General features: G+C 39.5%; 18 protein-coding genes. 6 read left to right on the top strand and 12 right to left on the bottom strand.

The window, feature by feature from the left end:
- Positions 1–50: 50 nt before the first annotated feature.
- On the bottom strand, positions 51–1,700 hold the full coding sequence (locus tag PNIG_RS04975; protein ID WP_089367936.1) for a fused response regulator/phosphatase: 1,650 nt from the start codon (positions 1,698–1,700) through the stop codon (positions 51–53).
- A gap of 264 nt (positions 1,701–1,964) precedes the next feature.
- The gene (locus tag PNIG_RS04970; RefSeq protein WP_089367935.1) at positions 1,965–2,270 is read right to left on the bottom strand and encodes an STAS domain-containing protein; all 306 of its coding nucleotides are present in this window, start codon (positions 2,268–2,270) and stop codon (positions 1,965–1,967) included.
- 130 nt (positions 2,271–2,400) lie between these two features.
- On the opposite strand from PNIG_RS04970, the gene PNIG_RS04965 reads away from it, so the two are divergent.
- Complete coding sequence (locus PNIG_RS04965; protein ID WP_089367934.1) at positions 2,401–2,730, top strand: SUI1 family translation initiation factor; 330 nt, start codon at positions 2,401–2,403, stop codon at positions 2,728–2,730.
- A gap of 15 nt (positions 2,731–2,745) precedes the next feature.
- On the opposite strand, the gene PNIG_RS04960 is transcribed toward PNIG_RS04965, so the two are convergent.
- Positions 2,746–5,754: a bifunctional diguanylate cyclase/phosphodiesterase gene (locus PNIG_RS04960; RefSeq protein ID WP_089367933.1), complete on the bottom strand. Its 3,009-nt coding sequence runs from the start codon at positions 5,752–5,754 to the stop codon at positions 2,746–2,748.
- Positions 5,755–6,192: 438 nt separating this feature from the next.
- On the opposite strand from PNIG_RS04960, the gene PNIG_RS04955 reads away from it, so the two are divergent.
- Positions 6,193–7,353 carry a chorismate mutase gene (locus PNIG_RS04955; RefSeq protein WP_086997942.1) on the top strand — a complete coding sequence of 387 codons (1,161 nt, stop codon included), beginning with the start codon at positions 6,193–6,195 and terminating at the stop codon, positions 7,351–7,353.
- A 55-nt stretch (positions 7,354–7,408) separates the two neighbouring features.
- On the opposite strand, the gene tyrA is transcribed toward PNIG_RS04955, so the two are convergent.
- The gene (gene tyrA, locus PNIG_RS04950; protein ID WP_089368941.1) at positions 7,409–8,542 is read right to left on the bottom strand and encodes a bifunctional chorismate mutase/prephenate dehydrogenase; all 1,134 of its coding nucleotides are present in this window, start codon (positions 8,540–8,542) and stop codon (positions 7,409–7,411) included.
- A gap of 306 nt (positions 8,543–8,848) precedes the next feature.
- Between tyrA and PNIG_RS04945 the strand changes: the two genes are divergently transcribed.
- A complete protein-coding gene (locus tag PNIG_RS04945) occupies positions 8,849–9,682 on the top strand; it encodes a mechanosensitive ion channel family protein (protein WP_086995304.1) in 834 nt (277 codons plus the stop codon).
- A 536-nt stretch (positions 9,683–10,218) separates the two neighbouring features.
- Here the strand turns inward: PNIG_RS04945 and rplS are convergent.
- From rplS to ffh, 5 genes are all read right to left on the bottom strand, one after another.
- Positions 10,219–10,578 carry a 50S ribosomal protein L19 gene (gene rplS / locus PNIG_RS04940; RefSeq protein WP_011327636.1) on the bottom strand — a complete coding sequence of 120 codons (360 nt, stop codon included), beginning with the start codon at positions 10,576–10,578 and terminating at the stop codon, positions 10,219–10,221.
- Positions 10,579–10,611: 33 nt separating this feature from the next.
- Positions 10,612–11,379, bottom strand: coding sequence for a tRNA (guanosine(37)-N1)-methyltransferase TrmD (gene trmD, locus PNIG_RS04935; protein WP_011327635.1), 768 nt, complete (start codon positions 11,377–11,379; stop codon positions 10,612–10,614).
- Positions 11,379–11,915, bottom strand: a complete 537-nt coding sequence (gene rimM / locus PNIG_RS04930; RefSeq protein ID WP_011327634.1) for a ribosome maturation factor RimM — start codon at positions 11,913–11,915, stop codon at positions 11,379–11,381. Before rimM ends, trmD begins: the two co-directional genes overlap by 1 nt.
- 17 nt (positions 11,916–11,932) lie before the next feature.
- Positions 11,933–12,181: a 30S ribosomal protein S16 gene (rpsP, locus tag PNIG_RS04925; protein ID WP_011327633.1), complete on the bottom strand. Its 249-nt coding sequence runs from the start codon at positions 12,179–12,181 to the stop codon at positions 11,933–11,935.
- Between the two features lie 260 nt (positions 12,182–12,441).
- Positions 12,442–13,821, bottom strand: coding sequence for a signal recognition particle protein (gene ffh, locus PNIG_RS04920; protein WP_011327632.1), 1,380 nt, complete (start codon positions 13,819–13,821; stop codon positions 12,442–12,444).
- 252 nt (positions 13,822–14,073) lie between these two features.
- On the opposite strand from ffh, the gene PNIG_RS04915 reads away from it, so the two are divergent.
- Both PNIG_RS04915 and PNIG_RS04910 read left to right on the top strand, forming a co-directional pair.
- Entirely contained in the window at positions 14,074–14,880 is an 807-nt protein-coding gene (locus PNIG_RS04915; RefSeq protein ID WP_011327630.1) for a cytochrome C assembly family protein, read from the top strand.
- 61 nt (positions 14,881–14,941) lie between these two features.
- Positions 14,942–16,210, top strand: a complete 1,269-nt coding sequence (locus PNIG_RS04910) for an HlyC/CorC family transporter (RefSeq protein WP_140391177.1) — start codon at positions 14,942–14,944, stop codon at positions 16,208–16,210.
- Positions 16,211–16,269: 59 nt separating this feature from the next.
- On the opposite strand, the gene PNIG_RS04905 is transcribed toward PNIG_RS04910, so the two are convergent.
- Positions 16,270–16,881 carry a transglycosylase SLT domain-containing protein gene (locus PNIG_RS04905; RefSeq protein ID WP_058372888.1) on the bottom strand — a complete coding sequence of 204 codons (612 nt, stop codon included), beginning with the start codon at positions 16,879–16,881 and terminating at the stop codon, positions 16,270–16,272.
- A gap of 133 nt (positions 16,882–17,014) precedes the next feature.
- Entirely contained in the window at positions 17,015–18,592 is a 1,578-nt protein-coding gene (gene gshA, locus PNIG_RS04900) for a glutamate--cysteine ligase (protein WP_011327627.1), read from the bottom strand.
- 427 nt (positions 18,593–19,019) lie between these two features.
- On the opposite strand from gshA, the gene PNIG_RS04895 reads away from it, so the two are divergent.
- Positions 19,020–20,567: a methyl-accepting chemotaxis protein gene (locus PNIG_RS04895; RefSeq protein WP_089367932.1), complete on the top strand. Its 1,548-nt coding sequence runs from the start codon at positions 19,020–19,022 to the stop codon at positions 20,565–20,567.
- A gap of 61 nt (positions 20,568–20,628) precedes the next feature.
- Here the strand turns inward: PNIG_RS04895 and clpB are convergent, their stop codons facing one another.
- Complete coding sequence (gene clpB / locus PNIG_RS04890; protein ID WP_086997204.1) at positions 20,629–23,205, bottom strand: ATP-dependent chaperone ClpB; 2,577 nt, start codon at positions 23,203–23,205, stop codon at positions 20,629–20,631.
- Positions 23,206–23,254: the final 49 nt, after the last annotated feature.

Raw genomic sequence — 23,254 nt, 5'->3', positions numbered from 1 at the left:
CATCCATACTTCTATAGTGTGCAAATATTAGCATGGATTTTTTTACAGTGCTAGCTCAACTTATAACACATTTCAACTTGGTTCCCACTGCTGTTATAAGTCACTCTCTGTGCTATTTCGTCAAGCAGTGACAGCCCGCGACCAAACTCAGCTGCGTCATTAAACAGGGTATCTTGCTGGTGAGTGTACCCGCAGCCGCTGTCGCAAATAATAAAGTATAAGTTCAAGCTATCAGGGCAGTAACTTACATCTATAGAGAGTTTTGCATTACTAAGTTCTGCAAGTTTTTTTGCGCGCAATTCATAATATTTAAAAAAGCCATCATCTTGAGTTTTTAATTGTGAGTCTAATTTAAGTACACCATGATCAAGCGCATTATTGTATGCCTCCGATAGGAGTAAAAATATATTCGCTCTATGTGCTTTTAAGCCACTAATACTGCTGAGCATATTTACTAAATCATAAACCGGATCGGTGTTTTTTATTTGCTTCGAATCTAAACTCAATGACATATTAAACGCTAATTTAGAAAATGCCTCTCTGGGTTCCGGCTTTACACTTAGTGGTAAACAATTGAGTAACACTATGCTTATATCGTCTTGTTGTTTAGTACCATCAGCAAACTGACTTACGCTATTAACGATGTTTTCGCTGCTGATCATCGGGTTCATTTTTAAGGTTTCGATAAAGCGTAGTTCACTAAAAAAAACACCTTGTTTATTCGTTGTTTCAATTATGCCATCGGTTGCAAGTACAAGCCGTGTTTGCTCATTTACTTCAAAGTGAATAACCTCATGTTCAAACTCTTGATTGTTTAATATACCCAATGCCATATGTTGCGATTCGAGCGTTTTTTTAAGGTTACCTTGCTTATCTATTAAGTAAGTATCGGGAAGTCCGCCTAGCCATGCCGATATACTTTTACCAGATACACTTAGCTCTATAATAGTTGCAGCGCAAAACATATGTCCGGGCAGTAAATTGTATAATAATAAGTTTAATTCGCGGGCAATGTCGTGTAACGCCATACCTTTTTTAACCATAGTGTAAAACACACGCGATGCAGGTAAAGCGCCTATTGCCGCCGCTAAACCATGACCGGTAAAATCACCTAACATGCAATATAAATTACCTATAGGACTTTGCGCGACTAAAAACATATCGCCGTTAAACATGGTGGCAGGCGATAAATTAAAATCGAGGTGGGTTTTAAATTGATCTTGATTTTCGAGGGAGTTATTAAAAATATGCTCAATAATTTCATACTCTCGCTCACGCTGATTTTGATGCTCCTCAAGTAATATTTTTTGCTGGTTAGCCTTTTTACTTAATTCACGGGTTCTGCAGTGGGCTTTAATTTTGGCGTGTAAAATTACTTTTTCGAACGGCTTTTGAATAAAGTCATCACCGCCAACCGCTAAACAACGCTCAAAGCTGGCGTGATCATCCAGTGCCGTAATAAAAATAATAGGTAAATGAATATCGTTAAAGCGTTGTTTTATTATTTTTGCCGTTTCAAAGCCATCCATAATAGGCATTACTACATCAAGTAGCACAATATCAATTGGGGTTTGCGCGAGTATCTTTAGAGCGGCAACACCATTATACGCCAAAGAAACTGTATAGCCTTCTTGTGTTAATAGCCTTTGCAGTAATATTCGGTTAAGGGCTTGATCATCAACAACTAAAATATGCATCATAGGGCCTGTTTATCTTTCGAGGTTAAATTTGCAGCAGTATGTTTGGTATTTAGGCAAAGCAGAGCCTATGTAGTGTGGTTATTCCCCATAAATAGGCGATAACGCAGCATAAATGCCAAACATGCGCTGCCCTTTGGGTTCTTTCTAGGGACGATTAACTCTTTGTTGTTCGGTTTTTACTTAGCCCACTAGGTTACAAACCTCGCGCCGCGATTTAATCGCCCCTAGATTGAACAAATTTTAATCCTGAAAGGTCAACAGGCCCTAGCTAATATCAAACTTCTTATCAAACCGAGATATTTGTAATATTTTTTTTAATTGTGGTTGGCAGTTGCTGATCTCAAATTTATTGACCTGTGTATCTATGCTTTTTTGCATATTTAGCAGCATACCTAATGCTGAGCTGTCCATGTAATCGGTTTCCCTTAGGTCGATAATTACTTTAGTAATGCTTTTATCTATTTGCGCATACGCTTGGCGAAAAGATTGCACTAAATTAAAGTCAAACTTACCCTTTATATGTATTGTTAACGTAGCTGCATCGGCCGATATACTTTTAGTTAAACTCATATTATGTCCTATTAATATTCTTTGAATCAAATATAACTGTTTAAAACTAATTAGCAAAAATAAAAACATCAATACACAAATTTGCTATTATTTACGCCATTGTTTGATTCAATTTTTGTATAGGGTAATGATGAGCGATAGTCACTTAGTATATTCAACACAAACGGGGCGAATAGAGCAACCAAAACCAGAGAAAGAAGTTGCAGGTAAACTATTTAAAGACGGGTTTGTGCGTATTGAGCGCCAAACAAAAGGACGCAAAGGCAAAGGCGTTATGCTGGTAGTTGGAGTCGATCCTAAAGAGCATGATTTAAAAAAATTAGCTAAAGCACTTAAAAGTAAAATGGGCCAAGGCGGCGCAGTAAAAGACGGTCTTATTGAAGTACAAGGTGATGATCGCGATAAACTAAAAGCTATTTTAGAAAGCTTAACCTTTAAAGTAAAAATTGCGGGTGGTTAAACCCGCATTTTAATTTTATTTTTCGTCCTTCGCCATTTGCTCCAATCGTTCAAAAAGCGTGGGTAAATCGCGCTCTGCAATTGGCGGGCTAAAGTAATACCCTTGTACTATAAAGCAATTGTTATTTTTCAAAAACTCTACTTGCTCAACGGTTTCTACCCCTTCGGCAACCACATCGAGTTTTAGCTTTTGCGCCATGGCTATAATTGCCGCTGTTATTGCCATATCATTATTATCATCTGGAATATCTTTTATAAATGAGCGATCAATTTTAAGAATATCCACCGGAAAACGTTTCAAGTAACTTAATGAAGAGTAACCAGTACCAAAGTCATCTATAGAAATAGAAACCCCGAGTCCCTTTAATTCATGTAGTTGTGCTATAGCAGCTTCTACATTGCCCATCAGCATACTTTCGGTTAATTCTAAATGTAGGCTTTTAGCCGACACCTGTGTACTGGCTATTATTTTTTTCAGTGTAGGTAATAAGCTGGCATCTTTAAACTGTCTGGCCGATAAGTTAATCGCAATATTACTCGCTCTACCTTGGCGCTCTAACTTAACTGCAAAATTACATGCTTGGTGTAATACCCACTCTCCCAGTTCAACAATTAAACCGGTAGCTTCTGCAATAGGTATAAATTTAGTGGGTGCAATCGCCCCTTCTGTTGGATGAAACCAGCGTAACAATGCTTCGTAACCCACTATAAGCTGAGTGCGGCTATCAATCTGCGGCTGATAATAAACCGTGAGTTGTTTATCTTTTATAGCTTGGCGTAGCTCGTTTTCAATAAACAAGCGTTCATTTGCAGCAGTATTGAGCTCTTGGCTATAAAAATGAAAGGTGTTACGCCCTTTTGCTTTTGCTTCATACATGGCTAAGTCGGCATGCTTTAACAGTTGGTCTTCTTCTTGGCTGTCGTATGGGGCCATAGTAATGCCTATACTGGCACTAATAATAACTTCGTTACTGCCAAGTTGAATAGGCTCATTAAGGGTTTTTTGAATCGTATTTGCCACTTGAGTTGCATGCTCTTGATGCTCAATGCCACTGAGTAATATAGCAAACTCATCACCGCCTAAACGCGCAATAGTATCTTCGGCTCTTAGGCGTTGCTTTAATCTATTTGCAACTTCAACGAGTAATTGATCGCCTGCATTATGGCCTAAGGTATCATTAATACGTTTAAATTCATCTAAATCAAAATAAAACAATGCAAAGGCATAATGCCCGCGTTCAGCGAGCGCCATCGATTTACGCAGCTGCATTCTAAAAAATGTTCGATTAGCAAGTCCTGTTAAAGTATCAAAATAAGCAAGCTGTTCCATTTTACGCTGGCTTTCTTTAACAAACGAAATATCCTGCGCAGAGGCTACGTAACTGGTAATTGTTCCGTCATCTTCGCGAATAGGTGAAATACTTAAAGAAACCCAAATAGGCGCTTTATTATTGCTTTCAATTAAGGTGTCGCCACGCCAACAATTACGACTGCGTAAATCAACATCTATATCATCAATTAATATAGCCATTTCGCTTGCAATAATGCTTAATAAAGGCGCTCGATTAAAATGTTCCTCTGAAAAGCTGGTCATTTCAAGCATTTTAGGGTTTACGTATTCAATGACAAAGTTTTTATCGGTGATCACCACACCAGTACCAGAAAACGCCACGGCTTTGGATAGTCGCCTGGCTGCTTTTTCTGCAATTTCTTTTTCAATAATACGCTGGTTAAGCCCATCTATTAGCTTTCTAATTTCAATGGTCATGTCTTTAAATGAGCCGTTGAGAGTGCCTATTTCATCTTTGTTTTCTTTTGGAAATTCTATTTGTAACTGGCCTTGACCAAAGTTTGTAACGGCATAAACCAAAGAATGTATACGCCTAAGTACTAGCTGATAAAGTGCTTGATGTAAGAGTAAGGCGACTAAAATGGCATAGAGTATAAATAGCCCAAAAAACTTCATCTTTAAATCTGCTAATGCTGAGAATGTTGAAGAACGTTTTTTATATACCCCTACATACCAATCTAAGCCATCTATTTTATGAATATTAATAATATACGCTTCATTATTTAATTTGAATGAGTCGGCATATTCAGACCGTTGCATTTTAATCGCATCATCTACAATTACTTGTAATGTGGGATCAATAAAGTCCTCAGGGAGTAGTTTTTTACCTGCTTTACCATATTGTGCATAACTTGATTGGGTTAAATTGGGGTGCGCTAATAACTGCCCTTGGCTGTCAAATACCACTAACTGTTTTTCTTTTCCGCCAATTGGCAATTGCGATATTAATGTTTTTAGCGCGATGTCACTGCCAGTAACACCTAAAAACTCACCCTCTTTATAAATAGGAACCGTTAAGCTAATAGCCCATTTATGCCATATAGTATCGTAATAAACTTTAGACCAAACAGGCCTATGTTGAGGATTAGTAAGCGCCTTAGCGTAATTAAAGCGCGTACTTTGTGTAAATGTATAATTAGCTGGCGCATTTAAAGCCTCGTTAGGCGGCGCTATGCGAATAAAGTTATCTTTAGTAATAAGGTAAAAATTAAAAAAATCTTGAGTTAGTGGTGGCGATATAATTTTCCAGAGCGTTTCAGAGTCTGATATTAATTGTTTATAAAAAGGTGTATAGCTAGTTTGTGGGATAAATGCAGCCGAAAGCCCATCAGTAGAGGCACTGCGTATCGTACCGTCATTATTTAATTGCAGTGTATTTACTTTATTACTTATTAACGATGACTGATCACTAAATAGCTGCTCACCCACGACTATATTTGCTTGCTGAGCAACTTTAATTTTAGTGTTTAGTAAGTTTTTGAATTGTTTTATAAGTAATTCGTTAGATTCTTTTAATACTTCATGCTCTTCAAAAACCAGTTGTTTTTCTTCAGATTTGAGCATTAACGCGGCCGCACACACTCCAGCAATTAAACATATTGCAGAAATCAACAATGACAACTTGACGCTAAGTGAGTTTATCCCGAAACGAGATGGGGGGCGTCGATACACCACAGGCTAACCTTTTTATTATTAATAATTATTATTATTTGAACCAGTAATTGAAATATACCAGATCCAAGATCATATTTATAAATTATTTGTAAACTATATAAAAAAACAAAGGGAACAAGACAAATTTATGCAACAATCACGGCCTATTACAAGTAAATCCAACACAGTTAACCTTGAAAATAGCCACTAGTGATAGATTTATTTTTCAGAGCTTAAGTTATTTAACAAAAGCGCTGTTGACATTAACAGTAACTCTCCATACATTATCAGCATGAACATTACTTACGCAGTTACTTTTTTTTCGTTTTTTAGCTTCTTTATATAGAAGAGGCTGAACTGTTTGTGAGATAAAATCAATCGAATAGCAAAGCCTCCCAACCGGGAGGCTTTTTTGTTTTTGCTGTATGAACAGCATACTTTTGGAATGAGGAAAGCCAAATGAGCAATGATGTACTAAATACACTTCGACACGATATAAATGAGATAGATTCTGATTTACTGGTTTTACTAGCCAAACGACGTCGTATTAGCCATGGTGTGGTGGAATATAAAATAGCGAACAATAAACCGATTCGTGATGAAGCTCGTGAATTAGCACTTCTAGAAAAGCTGATAGGTTATGGGAAATCGTTAGGGTTAGACGCCTATTACGTAAATAATGTTTTTCAAACTATTTTAGAAGACTCTGTATTGCATCAACAAGCTATGCTGCAAAAAAACCTTAACCCAGATGCGTTAAGCGAAACCCATCGTGTTACGTATTTAGGTGGGCAAGGCTCATACAGCCAGTTGGCCTGTCATAAATACTTTAGCCGTCGCCCAGGTAAGTTAGTTGAAATAGGCTGTAGCTCGTTTGACGAAATTACCGGTAAAGTAGAAAACGGCCAAGCCGATTTTGGTTTGCTGCCTATTGAAAACACCAGTTCAGGCAGTATCAACGAAGTATTTGATTTACTACAACATGCACAAGTGTCTATTGTTGGTGAAGTAACGCACAGTGTTGAACATTGTTTACTTGCCAACCCAGATACTGAGCTTAGCCAACTTACAAAAATATTTGCTCACCCGCAACCGTTTGCTCAATGTAGCCGCTTTTTACAAGGCCTTGGTGAGCTGCAACACGAAACCTGCGACTCAACTTCAAGTGCCCTGCAATCAGCACTAAATACGCCAAATAGTGCCGCTATTGGCTCTGCCCAAGCAGGTAAAAATGTAGGCCTAGAAGTGATTAAATCTAACTTAGCAAATCAAAGCGAAAACCACAGCCGCTTTATTGTTGTAGCGCGTAAGCCATTACAGGTATCAAAGCAAATACCCACTAAAACCAGTTTAATTATGGCCACTAAACAGCAGGCTGGTTCACTTGCCGATGCATTAATGATTTTTAAACAACATAAAATTAATTTGGTTAAGTTAGAGTCTCGCCCTATGCCAGGTAACCCATGGGAAGAAGTATTTTACGTCGACTTAGAAGCGAACCTTGCCGACAGCCAAGTAAAAAATGCATTAGAGGAGCTAAAAGAATACACTCAGTATGTACGTATTTTAGGCTGCTATCAAAGCGAAACGCTCCAAGCTGTGAGTGTAAATACGCAATAACGCACAGCTTATAATGTAAAAAGGGCTTAATTAAGCCCTTTTTTGTTTTTCTGTTTTAATCTAGCACTTTTGCGTCATTCGCTTTATTTAACAGGCTGCGACTTTGGGTTAAAAAGTGCGCTGTCGAATCTGAAAAATAAGCTTTTGCATCAGCAAAGGCATCAATAAGCGCGGGCTTATCTCCTGCTTTTAACTTTTTAAGTGTGTCTGCAAAAGTCTGTTGATACTGCGCCAGTAAGCTCTCTACGTTATCAAATTGCGCTAACATAATATCTGAATATAACTCTGGCGATTGCGCAAATAAGCGCCCAACCATCATTAACTCTAATTGATAGATAGGTGATGAACAGCTACGTAACTCCGCTAATGTATGGCTTTGTTTTGCTAAAAACTGCCCATATACAAAGGTGGTTAAATGGCGCATTACCTGAATTATTTGCATTGCTTCGTCATGTTTTTTCGCATCAAGTTCAACTAGCTGGCAACCCCACACTTGCAACTGTGCTAACAAGCCCTGTGCAACATCGTGGTCACGCCCTTCACACACCACCACTGTTTGCTTAACCCAGTGCGAAATATCTGGGCCAAACATAGGATGCAGCCCTACAACTGGGCCGCTATGCGCTGCTTTTAGTGCTTTAATTGGCGCTTGCTTAACCGATGTTATATCTACCAATAAACAGCCTTCATCTAACTTAGGTAGTTCAGCAACTACAGTTTCTAACGCATTAATAGGTACACTTAATAGTACTAATTTAGCGCCTTTTAAAATTGCTGCAGCGTTTGCTTGATCTTGCTTATCAAGGGTTTTCACTTCGTAACCAGAGCGCTGAAATTGCTTAGCAAATAATTGCCCCATAGCACCTTGCCCACCCACAATAACAATGGGTGATAAATGCGGTGCAGCACATGCAAGTTTAGCTTGCTGATTCTGATACGCTTCGCGCATCATACGCCTAAGAATATCTTCAACTAACTCTGGACTTACTCCCTGATTAATTGCTTCTTGGCGCCTTGCAGCTAATAAATCAGCTTCACGATCGGGTGCATGAAGTGGCGCACCAGTTTGCTGCTTTATTGCGCCAATTTTTTGAGTAAGCGAATTACGCCTTGCCAGCAGTGCCACCAACTGTGTATCACACTCATCAATACCCACTCTTAACTGGGCTAAATCATTTATATCCGCCACTTGCATACCACCTTAAAAAGCAAAAACGCCAACTTAAGTTTACATTAAAGTAAACTAATCAATACGATAAATACTAACAGGATCAATAGCCTGATAAAAGACTAAATAAGTAAAAGGTTAAATTGAAAAACAATACTTTGAGAAGCAACGAATACCTTTAAAGTAAATATTAATTATTTACCCTAAAAGCCGCAGTCAATAAAAGTAAATTAGCAAGCTAAAAAGCCTGCATTTGTTGCATAGTAGAGTTATCACGTTTATTCTTATATTATTCATATAGTAATTAAAATAAACAGGATCCATAAAATGGAAGAAGTTTTAGGAACAGATGTAGACGCTTCACAATTAATAGACCAAGCCATATCACTCGTTATGACTTACGCACCAAAATTTGTGCTCGCTATTATTACTTTACTGGTTGGCCTATGGCTGATCAACCGCTTTGTTAAGGTTTTAGATAATCGACTAGGCAAAAAAGATCCAACACTAAACAAGTTTTTATGTGGCTTAATTAGCGCTGTAGTGAAAATTATGCTGCTTATTTCGGTGGCCTCTATGGTAGGTATCGAAACCACCTCGTTCATCGCGGTGATTGGTGCTGCAGGCCTGGCAATAGGTCTTGCACTGCAAGGCAGTCTAGCTAATTTTGCTGGCGGTGTGCTGTTGCTGATTTTTAAACCGTTCAAGGTTGGCGATACTATCGAAGCACAGGGTTTTATGGGCGCAGTCGTCGAAATTCAAATTTTATACACGGTAGTAGATACCTTCGATAACCGCCGCATTGTTATTCCAAACGGTAGCCTATCGAATGCGACACTAGTGAACGTAAGTATTTATGACAAACGCCGCTGTGATATGACCTTTGGAATTTCGTATAACGACGACATAGATACGGCAAAAGCTATCTTAAAACGCCTGTTTGAAGAAGACGAGCGCTCTTTAACAGATCCGGCACCACGTATTTGTGTTGCCAGCCTTGGCGATAACTCAGTTAATTTAATGTTTCGCGCTTGGGTTGCAACAGGTGACTTATGGCCTTACTACTGGGATATGCAAGAAAAAGTGAAAAAAGCGTTTGATAAAGAAGGTATTTCTATTCCTTTCCCACAACGCGATGTACATGTTCATAACGTTAAGTAATTTGTATTGTGCATAGGTTCAACTAGCCTAATAACTTAGTCGCGGTAAGGTCGTATAAAGCGCCCTTACTGCCCATCCAATACCCCTTCAAGTTATACCTAGTTACACTTGGCTCCACTTTTTGAGCTATTTTCATCACCCTACTTCCTTAAATAACCAGAGTTCAAGGTTAAATACTATAATTCATCTGCCAAATTTTTATTTTCTGTGCTTTATTTGGCTTAGGTATATTTAGCTTAAGTTTTGCTTGAGCAAAGTTATGCTCATACTGGCGTTAATTGGGTTATTACGTATTCTGCGGGTAAGTTGAAAAGGTGTTTAAAACACATATTGATAAAAATTTATTGAGGTGCACTTTGTGTTTAGCAATAAAGGAAGCCTAACTATACTGGTGAATATTACGACAGTGAGACTCCTAGTCCGACAGCTGTGGTTTAAGCTTTAGTATTTAGCCTGAAATTTTATGTTATAGAAACCAAAACGGGTTGCAACCCGAAGGATGCAACCCGTTTTTTTGCGTTGATAAACAGCGCGTATTAGTTAAGTTTTTCTCTAATACGTGCAGATTTACCAGAACGCTCACGTAGATAGTAAAGCTTAGCACGACGAACTGCACCGCGACGCTTAACTGTTACGCTATCAATAAGAGGGCTGTGCGTTTGGAATACACGCTCAACGCCTTCACCGTTCGAAATTTTACGAACTGTGAATGCTGAGTGAAGACCACGATTACGCTTAGCGATTACAACACCTTCAAAGGCCTGTAGACGCTCTTTAGCACCTTCTTTTACTTTTACCTGTACAACTACTGTATCACCAGCGCCGAATGCAGGTACGTCTGTTTTAAGCTGCTCATCTTCAAGCGCTTTAATAATATTTTGGTTTACTTTTGCCATTATGTTTCTCACTTTCCTAGGTGTAACTGTCTTCTAGCCACAAGCTTTTTGGTACTCTTGCTGAAATTTCGCGAGTAATACCGCTTGCTCCTCAGTCAGAGCTAGGTTATGCAACAAGTCAGGACGGCGTAGCCAAGTTCTGCCTAATGACTGCATAAGCCGCCATTTTGCTATCTCTTGGTGGTTTCCGCTGAGCAATACAGCAGGCACCTGTTTGTCGTCCAATGTTTCTGGCCGTGTATAGTGAGGACAATCTAACAAGCCATCCGAAAATGAGTCTTGTTCTGCTGATTGGTTATGACCTAATACGCCAGGCACTAATCGCGCTACTGCGTCAATTAATGTCATGGCTGGTAGTTCACCACCACTCAAAATAAAATCACCAATTGACCATTCTTCGTCAACGTATGACTCTATTATTCTCTCATCTATACCTTCATAGCGACCGGCAATCAAAATCAGTTTTTTAGAGCTTGCGAGTTCGCTAGCTCCTTGCTGATCTAGTTTGCGCCCTTGTGGGGACATATAAATTACTTTAGCACCATCACCTGCAGCTTTTTTAGCCTCGGCAATCGCTTTTTTTAATGGCTCAACCATCATTAACATACCTGGTCCGCCCCCGTAAGGACGATCGTCCACGGTTCTATGCTTATCTAAAGCGTAGTCTCGCGGATTCCAGCAGTTAAAATCAATTAAGCCACTTTTTACTGCGCGACCGGTAACACCCTGGTCTGTAATAGCGTCAAACATGTCAGGAAAAAGGCTTATCACCCCTACCCATAATGAACTCGTTTGCGTCATTAAAACCCTGGATCCCAGTCTACGGTAATTTCTCTTGCGTCGTGTTTAACTTCGATAATAACTGTATCAGTTAAAAACGGAATTAAACGCTCTGCTTGACCAAATGCGTCTTTACTGTTTGCTTTAACAACCAGTACGTCATTTGACCCTGTCTCCATTAGGTCATCAACAATGCCTAAATCGTAACCTTTATCAGTTACAACCGACATGCCAATGAGATCTCGCCAATAGAACTCACCTTGCGGGAGTTCTGGTAATTGCGCTGAATCCATTGAGATTTCTGCGTGGGTATAAGCCACTGCTTCGTCTCGATCGTTTACTTGCGCAAATTTAGCGATAAAGCCTTTGTTGTGGCGACGCCAGTCGACCACTTCTAAGGTCTGCCATTTACCTTGCTGCCCTATCAACCACGGGCTGAAATCGAAGATCCCTGCGGGATCATCAGTAAATGAATGTACCTTAAGCCAGCCCTTTATACCATACGGGGCACCGAGCTTTCCTACGACAATTATTGATGAGGTGTTCTCTTGACTCATGGTTACACTTACGCCTATTAAGCCGCTTTACGAGCGTCTTTTACTAACTTAGCTACGCGATCTGAAAGAGACGCGCCCTGACCTACCCAGTGTTCAACACGTGGTAAATCTAAACGAATTTTTTCTTCTTGACCTGCAGCAATTGGGTTAAAAAAGCCTACTTTCTCGATGAAGCGACCGTCACGCGAGAAACGGCTATCCGCAACCACAATTTGATAGAAAGGGCGTTTTTTAGCGCCACCACGTTGCAAACGAATAGTTACCATACCGTCCTCTATAAAGATTGACTGTTTTCATTAATAAGATTTACTCCCCAGAATGGGGAGCTGGGGAATTGTACGAGTTTTTAGCAACAATGCAAGTAAGAAGTGATGCTAAAAGCCAGTTTAGTAGGTTAAAGCGTGATCCCAACTTTAAATTAGCGTTAATAGCGTTTAGCACGCATAATTTATTCAACAAAAAAGGAGCCATTTGCTCCTTTTCATATATTTTATATCGTTACATTTAAGCTACGTTAAACTCAACTTTAAAATTTAGGGCCACCGCCACCCATCATTCCCGGCGGTAACATACCTTTCATGCCGCGCATCATTTTGGTCATGCCACCTTTGCCTTTCATTTTTTTCATCATTTTTTGCATTTGGGTAAACTGTTTTAGTAGTTTATTAATTTCTTGTACTTGCGTACCAGAACCTGCTGCAATACGTTTTTTACGTGACCCTTTAATGATTTCTGGGCGGGCGCGCTCTTTTTTTGTCATTGAGCTAATAATGGCTTCCATTTGAATGAAGGTTTTATCGCCCATTTGGCCTTTAACAGCATCGGGTAAGTTAGACATACCTGGCAATTTATCTAGCATCGACATCATGCCGCCCATGTTTTTCATTTGCTTAAGTTGATCCGCAAAGTCATCAAGGGTAAAACCAGCGCCTTTAAATACTTTTTCAGCGACTCTGGCAGCTTGCTCTTTATCTACTTTCATTTCGACTTCTTCGATCAATGAAAGTACATCACCCATGCCTAGAATACGTGACGCTATGCGGTCAGGGTGGAAAGGCTCAAGTGCATCAATGCGCTCACCCACACCCATAAATTTAATTGGCTTACCGGTAATATGACGAATAGATAAAGCAGCACCACCGCGTGCATCACCATCAGTTTTAGTTAATATAACACCAGTTAGTGGCAGGGCTTCGTCAAATGCTTTAGCTGTATTTGCCGCATCTTGACCTGTCATTGCATCTACAACAAACAAGGTTTCGATTGGGTTAATTGCTTTGTGAAGATTTTTAATCTCATCCATCATGTCGCTATCAACATGCAATCGACCTGCAGTATCGACTAATACCACATCAATAAATTTCTTTTTCGCATGAGAAATAGCTGCGGTTGCTATATCAACCGGCTTTTGCGAAATATCACTTGGGAAAAAATCAACACCCACTTCAGCAGCGAGCGTTTCTAGTTGCTTAATTGCTGCAGGGCGGTATACGTCGGCACTTACTACAAGTACTGATTTTTTCTTGCGCTCTTTTAAAAACTTAGCCAGTTTAGCAACACTGGTGGTTTTACCAGCACCTTGCAGACCCGCCATCATAACAACAGCAGGGGGTTGTGCATTTAGGCTTAGCTCTTCGTTGGCTTCACCCATGGCTTTTTCGAGTTCTTCACGTACTATTTTTACAAATACTTGGCCTGGGCTTAAGCTTTTTGTAACTTCAACACCTACCGCACGCTCTTTAACTTGTTTTACAAAATCGCGAACAACGGGCAACGCCACATCGGCTTCTAAAAATGCCATGCGCACTTCACGAAGAGTGTCTTTAATATTCTCTTCTGTTAGGCGGCCACGGCCACTAATGTTTTTTAAGGTTTTACCTAATCGTTCTTGGAGATTCTCAAACATATTACGGTTCCGATAAGACGTTTATACCAACCCAATTAAAGCGCCTTTAACTCTGTGCGCTGTATTAATAGAATTAATATTATTAAATTTCAATTAAAAGCAGTATACCGTAAATGGTGTCTTACAATACAGTGTTCAAGTGCAGCTTGTTGAGTTTCTTTTTTTAAGGTCTATGCATTTGCTTTGCTATAAAATACAATGGCTATATAACAATCATTAATTATTTGACTCAAATTAAGTGGCCCAAGCACAATGCTGATTATTAGCTTAACTATTATTGCCAGTTTATTTTATGTGTTAGCAACGTCTTACGTGCTCTCACGGTTGTTTCATCAACAAGGCCCTAGCCAAAAGCTAACTATTATATTGAGTACTGTGGCTATTTTGGCGCACATGCTGTTGTTAGTAAATTCGGTTTTTAGAGCAGACGGACAAGATTTAAGTATTGTCAATGTGGCGCTTTTAACCTGCTGGGTTATTGTGATTTCTGTCACTACGGTATCGTTAAAGTTTCCGGCGACCTTATTATTGCCGGTCGTGTACGGCTTTGCTGCACTTCTAACTATGGCAAGCTTGTTTATACCACACCATATTTTACTGCAAAGTATTGATGTTGATGTGGGCTTAGTAACCCATATTTCGTTATCATTACTCGCTTACTGCATTTTAATTATTGCTACTTTATATGGCGTACAATTTTACTTTATTGATAAGCGCTTAAAGCGTAAAGATTTAGCTATTGTACACAGCCATTTACCACCACTAATGGTGGTTGAACGCCAACTGTATCAATTGGTTAACTTAGGTACTATATTACTCACTTTGGCACTATTGTCGGGATTTGTATTTCTCGATGGTATGTTCGCTACTCAATTTATCCATAAAACGATATTATCGCTTGTTGCATGGTGTATTTTTGCTGTGATTGCGCTTGGCCATATGAAAAAAGGCTGGCGTGGTAAACCTGTGGTTATTGCTATTATGGTTGCTGCTTTTATTCTTACACTGGCTTATTTTGGCAGTCGTTTTATACAAGAAGTTATTCTAAATAAATTTTAACTTGACTCTACTAACTCACTCTAGCCTAATACACGCTAGTTTATAATAAAAGGATCCATCGTTGGACGCCATATCGACCAGTACCTTGTTTATCATTTTAGGTTTTTTGGTACTTTTTTCTGCTTATTTTTCTGGCTCAGAAACCGGAATTATGTCAATCAATCGTATACGCCTGCGACATCTCACCAAAGAGAATCATCGCGCTGCTAAACGTGTCAGTAAATTACTTAGTCGTCCGGATAGGCTCATTGGTTTAATTTTAATCGGCAATAATTTAGTTAATATTGCCGCTGCACAAGTTGCTACTATTATTGGTATTCGTTTATACGGTGATTTAGGTATTGCTGTGGCAACAGGTGCGCTAACCTTAGTAGTGCTTATTTTTGCAGAAATAACCCCAAAAACACTTGCTGCTCTCTACCCTGAAAAAGTTGCCTTCCCAAGTTCTGTTGTGCTTAAAGGATTACTAAAAATCCTTTTCCCATTTGTCGTTGTTATTAACTGGCTAACCAACGGCATCTTGCGGTTATTTGGTATTAGTGCGGCACAAATAGATGAGCACAGCATGAGTAAAGAAGAGCTAAAATCAGTACTTAATGAGTCTGGTGCACTTATTCCTGCGCGTCACCAAAGCATGTTGACCTCAATTTTAGATTTAGAACAAGTAACCGTTGAAGATATTATGATCCCACGTAACGAAATTGTGGCCATAGATATTAACGATGAATGGAAACTTATTAGCCGCCAACTGACTCATGCACAACATACGCGTGTATTGTTATATAGAGATAACATAGATGACGCGGTGGGGTTTATTCATTCGCGTGATGCGCTTAGGTTACTTACAAAAGAGCAATTTGATAAACCATCGTTGCTACGCGCTGTACGTGAAATTTATTTCATTCCTGAAGGCACATCACTAAATACGCAGCTATTAAAGTTTCAGCAATCTAAAGAGCGTATTGGCTTGGTGGTAGATGAGTATGGCGACATTCAAGGTTTAGTTACCCTAGAGGATATACTTGAGGAAGTGGTAGGCGATTTTACCACCACCCAAACTCGTACGCCAAGCGAAGAAGTAACCACACAAACCGATGGCTCGTGCATTGTAGATGGCGGTGCTAACGTGCGCGACTTAAATAAAGAAATGGGCTGGGAGTTTCCACTCGACGGGCCTAAAACACTCAGCGGCTTAATAGTTGAGTATTTAGAAAACATTCCTGATGCCAATTTAAGTTTGCGTATTGCCGGCTACCCTATTGAAGTACTTGAAGTAAAAGAAAACATGATAAAGCTGGTTAAAATACAGCCGAAAAAACGTAAAAAATAAACTAAAAAAGGAGCCAATTGGCTCCTTTTTTGTAGGCTAAATAAATACAACAGATGTTATTAGCCAAAAAACAAACGCTCTAACCACCCTTTATTTAAATCTGCTTCACAACGCTTTAACTGCGCACCATAACGGCTCGCACGGTGTTTTACTTTATTAGCGACACCCATTAACCATTTTTTCTTTTTGTAAGTACCGCGTTTGTAACCGCCCCACCCTTCGTGATAATTAAGATACTGACCGTAGGCATCCCATTTAGATACGCCGTTTATTTTATGGGTTTTATAAGCAAACCAGCCCATAAAGTCGATAGCATCATCAAAGTCGTCTCTATCGGCGCCACTATTCTTACTTTCACGAATATAATCAGACCAGGTCATCGTTTTTGCTTGTGAGTAGCCATAAGCAGAGCTTGCTCTACCGGTAGGAATAATCCATAAGAAATACTGCATTGGTGGAGCTGCGTCATGTTTAAACGAGCTTTCTTGGTACATCATGCTCATAAGTACGTGCTTGGGAGCGCCCCATTTTTCTTGAGCATCTTTGGCACCAAAGTACCAACTTCTTTTTTCTTCAAAAATTTTACAAATATCATCAGGCTGCTTTGGTGGAGCTGTGGCACAACCGGCTAAACTAAGCGCTAATGATAAAACAACTACATTTTTTTTCATTTGGTTTATCTCGCTGAACTTTTGCAAAAATCAGTAGTCTGATTTTAACAATGCAGCAGAGCAGCATTGTTTCTTCCCTAAAATAATTACGCAGCTACCTTGAGCTGCGTTTTTTTTGCTTAAAACTAACTATTTATTTAGGATCAAAATAAGCATTTAAAAATGCGGTAAATGATACTGAGTCACTTTGCTCAATAGCACGCTGAGCGTCGTTAGAGCGTGTAACTTGCTCCTCTAACCATTGCTTTGAAAACACTTGATAGTCTGCAGCTTGATGGCTTTGCTTATACTTTTCAGCAATTGCTAGCGCATAATGGCCGTTATCTAGCCCTGAAGCTTCTAACTCAGCTACATAACGCCCAGAATATGTAAGTCCTGGGTTATTAATCCAAGTTGCCATGCGCTCAATAGTACTTGAATAATAACTAACGCCGTAGGCAGTATCCATGTATTTTGCCACTTCACTTAATTGCGAAAATATATCTTCACCCCACGATTGAAGGGTACGTGGTTGATTAAAGTAATTAAGTTCAAGGCCTTTTTCTCGCCCTTTATTTACTACTGTATCAAGATTTTCTGTGCTGCGTGTTTGCTCTTCCCAATCCATTGCCGGTGAGCTTTTTAATAAACAATACGTTAAAAACACATCTAAAAAGTGGAACTGCTCTATATCTATGCCCACTTCACTAAATGGATTAACATCTAATGCGCGAATTTCGACATATTCAATACCGGCTCTAAGTAGTGCATCTGTTGGTGTTTCACCGTTTTTAGCATTACGTTTAGGGCGAATTGGCGAATAAAATTCGTTTTCTATTTGCAGAATATTCTTATTTAACTGTTTTGGATTTTCGCTGGTGTAATCGTCAAGGTTGCCGTAAATATCTGAAGGTGTGTTAATTGATTTTTTCAAACCAGCTACATATTCATCTAACGAGTTATACATTACACGCAGTGATGATTGTGCGCTATTGGTGTAACCTAAGTTACCTAAGCGCAGCGCAGTGCCTACTTCTAAATACAGGGTGCCTTTACCTAGCTTTTTAAATGGTAAATCGGTTTTTCTACCCTGTAAAAACGAACTACATAACGCAGGTGATGCACCAAATAAATAACTGATCAGCCATAATTCACGTTTAAAATTACGAATAAGCGCTAAGTAACCATCAGATATAAAATCCTCTAAACTAAGGTCGCTATTTTTTAGCGTATGTAATGACTGCCACAATGAATCTGGAAACGAAATATTAAAATGCACACCAGCAATAGCTTGCATCATACTGCCGTAACGGTTTTTTAACCCTTCACGGTAAAGCGTTTTCATTTGCCCTACATTTGAACTGCCAAATTGCGCAATAACTATGTCGTCTTGATGTTCAATAAAGCACGGCATACTAATAGGCCAAAGTAATTCGTCACCCATTTTTTCTAGGGTAAACTTTTGTAAGTCTTTTAATTGCTGCAGCGTTTGTGTGGACGATTCACTAACTGGGGTAATAAATTCAAGTAACGACTCTGAAAAATCGGTCGTAATTTGGCCATTGGTAAGCGCACTGCCCACCCCTTCTGGGTGTTTTTGTGCAGAGATAACGCCATCACTTTTAATTCTTAGTGACTCACGCTCAATACCACGTTTTATTCCGTTAATTGCATGTTTATGCTGCGTTACTGAAAGAGCGTCAAGCGCGTTTGTTAGATCATGTGTTGCCAAAAAATACTTCCTCGAGCCAAGTGGCTTAATCATAAGGTTATGGGGTCTAATTACCTATACTCAAGATAAATACTAAGAAAAAATACTATTTATAGTTCTATTGTATCTGCTTTGCTTTAAACACGCTTTATTTAACGCCATAAACGATAATCTTGCCATTGCTATACAAAATATACAATTGCTTTGCACTATTATTTATCTTATCAAAACAAAAACTAACCGTACTAAAGTAAATAATTAGCTAACTATTAGCCGTATTAGTCCCATACTGGTATGTTATATATAGCTTATATAACTTTAATCTTGATTTAGATCATAAATACAGGCAATAAATAAACTGAGTGACCTTCATAATGGGATTACCCTACTACCGCTTTATATAAGCAAGTATAATAGTAAGTATTACAAAGGATGATTAAAGAATAATATGCGTCGTAATCAAAGCTTAATAAATGAAGAAGTGGCCTTCGAAGAACAACAAGAACTGGTATCAACAACTGATTTGCGCGGAGTAATCACTTACGCTAATCAAGCATTTTGTACTATAGCCGGGTATGATATAGCAGAACTTATGGGTAAGAACCATAATATAGTGCGCCACCCCGACATGCCAAAAGCTGCATTTAAAGAAATGTGGGAAACATTAAAGCAAGGCCACTCTTGGCGCGGCGCAGTTAAAAACCGTTGTAAAGATGGCCGCTATTACTGGGTTGATGCATTTGTAACTCCTATTTTTGAGCACAGCCAGTTAATTGGTTATCAATCTGTAAGAACCAAATTAAGCCCACAGTTAAAACGCCGTGCAGAACTATTTTACAGTAAAGTAAATGCTAAAAAGTCATTCTTTAATTGGCGCGAACGCACAAGTTTAAGACAAAGCTTAAGTGTATTTGCTTTATTATGTTGGTTAGTTGCAACTGCTGTATGGGCTTCATTTGCTATTGCACTAATTAGCTTAGTGGTTTGCTTAGTTATACTTGCTTTAAACTATGATGAGCTAATAACAACACCAAGAATATTAAAGCAGCAAAAACAACAAGCCGATTCTATATCTCGTTATATTTATAGTGGCCGACACCCTCACAGTATTAGTGATTACAGAGAGCAAATGCTAAGCGCTAAATTACGCACTGTACTGGGGCGTATGAAAGACTCTACCTTAAGCTTTAATGATATTGCTTTAAATTTAGATCAACAGTCAACGCTTACAGAGCAAGGTATTTCATCGCAAGGCTCGCAGCTTGAGCAAATAGCATCTGCAATGGCGCAAATGAGTTCGACTATAGGTGAAATATCAAGTAACACCTGCACCACTGCCGATAAAGTAAGTGTTACTTATCAAAGTTGCTCCGATATAAAAGTACACATTGCCGATAATAATGCCATGGTTTCTGATTTAGCCGTTCAGGTAGAGCAAGCAGCAACAACCGCTAACAGCCTAGCGTCAGAAGCCGATAAAATTGGCCAAGTAATGAGTGAAATTGAAGGTATTGCCGAGCAAACTAACTTACTTGCGCTAAATGCTGCCATAGAAGCTGCAAGAGCAGGTGAGCATGGCCGTGGTTTTGCTGTAGTTGCCGATGAAGTAAGAGCGCTTTCATCAAGAACACAAAATGCCACTGCGCAAATTCACAGCTCAATAAAGGAAATTCAAGACACCTTGTTTAGCTGGTCAAAAATAATGCAAAACACGAAGCAACAAGCCGACAGTTGTGTAAATACTACAACGCAAACACAGCAAGAGCTTGATAGCATTTTCACTCAAATTAGCGAAATAGCGCAACTCGCTACTGGTATTTCGGCTGCTGCAGAAGAGCAACAAGTAGTGAGCCACGACATAGGTACTAATGTAGAGCAGATTAAAAACCTAGGTGATGATAATTTAAACTTAAGTTTTAATGTTGCCAGGGGCGCTGCTGAGTTAGTTGAAGGCTCAAGAAAGATCAACGACTTACTGCTTACTTTTAAAATTTAATTGTCAGCACAAATAAAAAAGCCGCTATGTTAGCGGCTTTTTCGTTTTTACTTTATAACGCTTAACGGCTTGAAAACACTAAACCGTCGTCATTTGCATCAATTACAACAACACTGCCTGGCATATAATCACCATTGAGTAATTTTTGTGCTAATGGATTTTCAATCGTTTGTTGAATAGCTCGTTTTAACGGACGCGCACCATAAACCGGATCAAAACCACTTGCGGCAATACGATCTAAAGCAGCGTCGCTTATTTCGAGTAAATAACCCATTTGCGTTAAACGCTCACGTAATTTACTTAACTGAATATCAGCAATCTCTTTAATGTGCTCGTTAGCCAGTGGGTGGAAAACAACGGTTTCATCAATACGGTTAATAAACTCAGGTCTAAACTCATTGATTAAAACATTCATTACTTTTTCTTTCAAAGTAACGTAATCGTTATTGCCCGCTTGCTCTTGAATTATATCTGAGCCTAAGTTTGAGGTCATGATGATAACGGTATTTTTAAAATCAACCGTGCGTCCTTGACCGTCGGTTAAACGTCCATCATCTAAAACCTGTAGCAAAATATTAAACACATCTGGGTGTGCTTTTTCTATTTCGTCCAATAAAATAACTGAGTAAGGTTTACGACGCACGGCTTCGGTTAAATACCCGCCCTCTTCGTAGCCAACATACCCAGGAGGCGCACCAACTAAACGTGCTACTGAATGTTTTTCCATAAACTCAGACATATCAATACGCACCATGGCACTTTCGGTGTCGAACATATAGCCGGCGAGTGCTTTGGTTAATTCTGTTTTACCGACCCCGGTTGGGCCTAAAAACAAAAACGAGCCAATCGGGCGATTAGGATCGGCAAGCCCTGCACGTGAGCGGCGAATAGCATTAGCTACCGCTACAACGGCTTCATCTTGTCCGATTACTTTTTCATGTAGCTTTTCTTCCATCTGCAATAGTTTTTCTCGCTCACCTTGTAGCATCCGCGATACTGGAATACCGGTCCAACGAGAGAGTATTTCGGCTATTTCATCTTCGCCCACTTGGTTTTTTAGCAAGGTCATTTCTTGCATTTCTGCTTGCGATGCTAAATCAAGTTTATGCTCAAGCTCTGGTATGCGGCCATATTGTAGCTCCGACATACGCTGTAAATCGCTGGCTCTTCGAGCTACATCTAAATCAAGTCGTGCTTGTTCTAGCTCAGCTTTAATAACTTGAGTGCCTTGTAAAGATGCTTTTTCGGCAGTCCATATCTCATCAAGCTCATTGTACTCTCCTTCAAGCTCGGTGATCAGCTCTTGCATTTCAGTACGGCGTTTTAAACTTGCTTCGTCTTTTTCTTTGGCGAGTGCGTTATCTTCAAGTTTTAATTGAATAATACGGCGCTCTAACTTATCTAACGACTCTGGTTTTGAATCTATTTGTAGACGAATAGAAGAGCCCGCTTCATCTATAAGATCAATCGCTTTATCGGGTAATTGACGGTCACTAATATAACGATGCGATAATTGCGCAGCAGCAACGATAGCAGGATCGGTAATTTCAACAGAGTGATGCAGCTCGTAGCGCTCTTTTAGGCCACGTAATATAGCAATAGTATCCTCAACCGAAGGCTCCTCTACCAATACCTTTTGAAAGCGACGCTCAAGGGCGGCGTCTTTTTCAATGTATTTACGATATTCATCAAGAGTGGTGGCACCTACGCAATGTAATTCGCCACGGGCAAGTGCCGGTTTTAGCATATTGCCTGCATCCATTGCGCCATCACTTTTACCTGCGCCTACAATTGTGTGTATTTCATCAATAAATAAAATCACTTGGCCTTCTTCTTTAGCCAGTTCATTTAATACTGATTTTAAACGTTCTTCAAATTCGCCACGGTATTTAGCACCGGCCACCAGCGCGCCTAAATCAAGCGAAAGTACCCGCTTGTTTTTTAATCCCTCGGGCACTTCACCATTAATAATACGCTGTGCTAAACCCTCGGCTATCGCGGTTTTACCTACACCTGGTTCACCTATTAACACTGGGTTATTTTTAGTTCGGCGTTGTAAAACTTGAATTGTTCGGCGAATTTCATCATCTCGACCAATAACAGGATCAAGCTTACCTTGCTCTGCACGTTCGGTTAAATCTATGGTGTATTTTTCAAGTGCTTGGCGTGTTTCTTCGGCATTTGGATCATCTACCTTTTGCCCACCACGCACTGCATTAATGGCCGTTTCTATTTTGTCGGAGGTGATATTTAAGGTTTTAAAAATATTACCCAGCGGGCCTTTATCGTCGCAAGCAGCTAATACAAACAGTTCGCTAGAAATATATTTATCTTTACGCTTTTGCGCATACTTATCGCATAAGTTGATCAAGGATATAGTGTTGTTCGATAGCTGCACATCGCCGCCTACGCCTTCCACTTTAAATAGTTTTTCTATTTCTTGGGAAAGCTTAGTATTAAGCTCGTCAGCACTAACACCTGCTTGTGCTAATAACGCGCGCACGCTTGAGCCGCTTTGCTTTAACAAAGCATACATTAAGTGTACCGGCTCAATAAATTGATGATCGCGGCCAAGGGCTAAAGATTGCGCATCAGAAAGCGCAGACTGAAATTTACTGGTAAATCTATCTAAACGCATTGGGGTTACCTATTAATAAAACTCATTGCTTAAATAATGGGTATGTTAG

Source organism: Pseudoalteromonas nigrifaciens, from assembly GCF_002221505.1.
GTDB classification, from domain to species: Bacteria; Pseudomonadota; Gammaproteobacteria; order Enterobacterales; family Alteromonadaceae; genus Pseudoalteromonas; species Pseudoalteromonas nigrifaciens.
Note: the sequence above shows the minus strand (reverse complement) of the source record. Positions and strands in the feature narration are given on the sequence as shown.

Bases quoted from the DNA above. Each gene is read 5' to 3' on its own strand.
- trmD (WP_011327635.1), bottom strand. From the start codon at position 11,379: ATGACGCAAACGAGTTCATTATGGGTAGGGGTGATAAGCCTTTTTCCT.
- rplS (WP_011327636.1), bottom strand. From the start codon at position 10,578: ATGGCAAAAGTAAACCAAAATATTATTAAAGCGCTTGAAGATGAGCAG.
- ffh (WP_011327632.1), bottom strand. From the start codon at position 13,821: ATGTTTGAGAATCTCCAAGAACGATTAGGTAAAACCTTAAAAAACATT.
- PNIG_RS04975 (WP_089367936.1), bottom strand. From the start codon at position 1,700: ATGATGCATATTTTAGTTGTTGATGATCAAGCCCTTAACCGAATATTA.
- rpsP (WP_011327633.1), bottom strand. From the start codon at position 12,181: ATGGTAACTATTCGTTTGCAACGTGGTGGCGCTAAAAAACGCCCTTTC.
- PNIG_RS04945 (WP_086995304.1), top strand. From the start codon at position 8,849: ATGGAAGAAGTTTTAGGAACAGATGTAGACGCTTCACAATTAATAGAC.
- PNIG_RS04895 (WP_089367932.1), top strand. From the start codon at position 19,020: ATGCGTCGTAATCAAAGCTTAATAAATGAAGAAGTGGCCTTCGAAGAA.
- PNIG_RS04915 (WP_011327630.1), top strand. From the start codon at position 14,074: ATGCTGATTATTAGCTTAACTATTATTGCCAGTTTATTTTATGTGTTA.
- PNIG_RS04905 (WP_058372888.1), bottom strand. From the start codon at position 16,881: ATGAAAAAAAATGTAGTTGTTTTATCATTAGCGCTTAGTTTAGCCGGT.
- PNIG_RS04970 (WP_089367935.1), bottom strand. From the start codon at position 2,270: ATGAGTTTAACTAAAAGTATATCGGCCGATGCAGCTACGTTAACAATA.
- PNIG_RS04965 (WP_089367934.1), top strand. From the start codon at position 2,401: ATGAGCGATAGTCACTTAGTATATTCAACACAAACGGGGCGAATAGAG.
- clpB (WP_086997204.1), bottom strand. From the start codon at position 23,205: ATGCGTTTAGATAGATTTACCAGTAAATTTCAGTCTGCGCTTTCTGAT.
- rimM (WP_011327634.1), bottom strand. From the start codon at position 11,915: ATGAGTCAAGAGAACACCTCATCAATAATTGTCGTAGGAAAGCTCGGT.
- PNIG_RS04955 (WP_086997942.1), top strand. From the start codon at position 6,193: ATGAGCAATGATGTACTAAATACACTTCGACACGATATAAATGAGATA.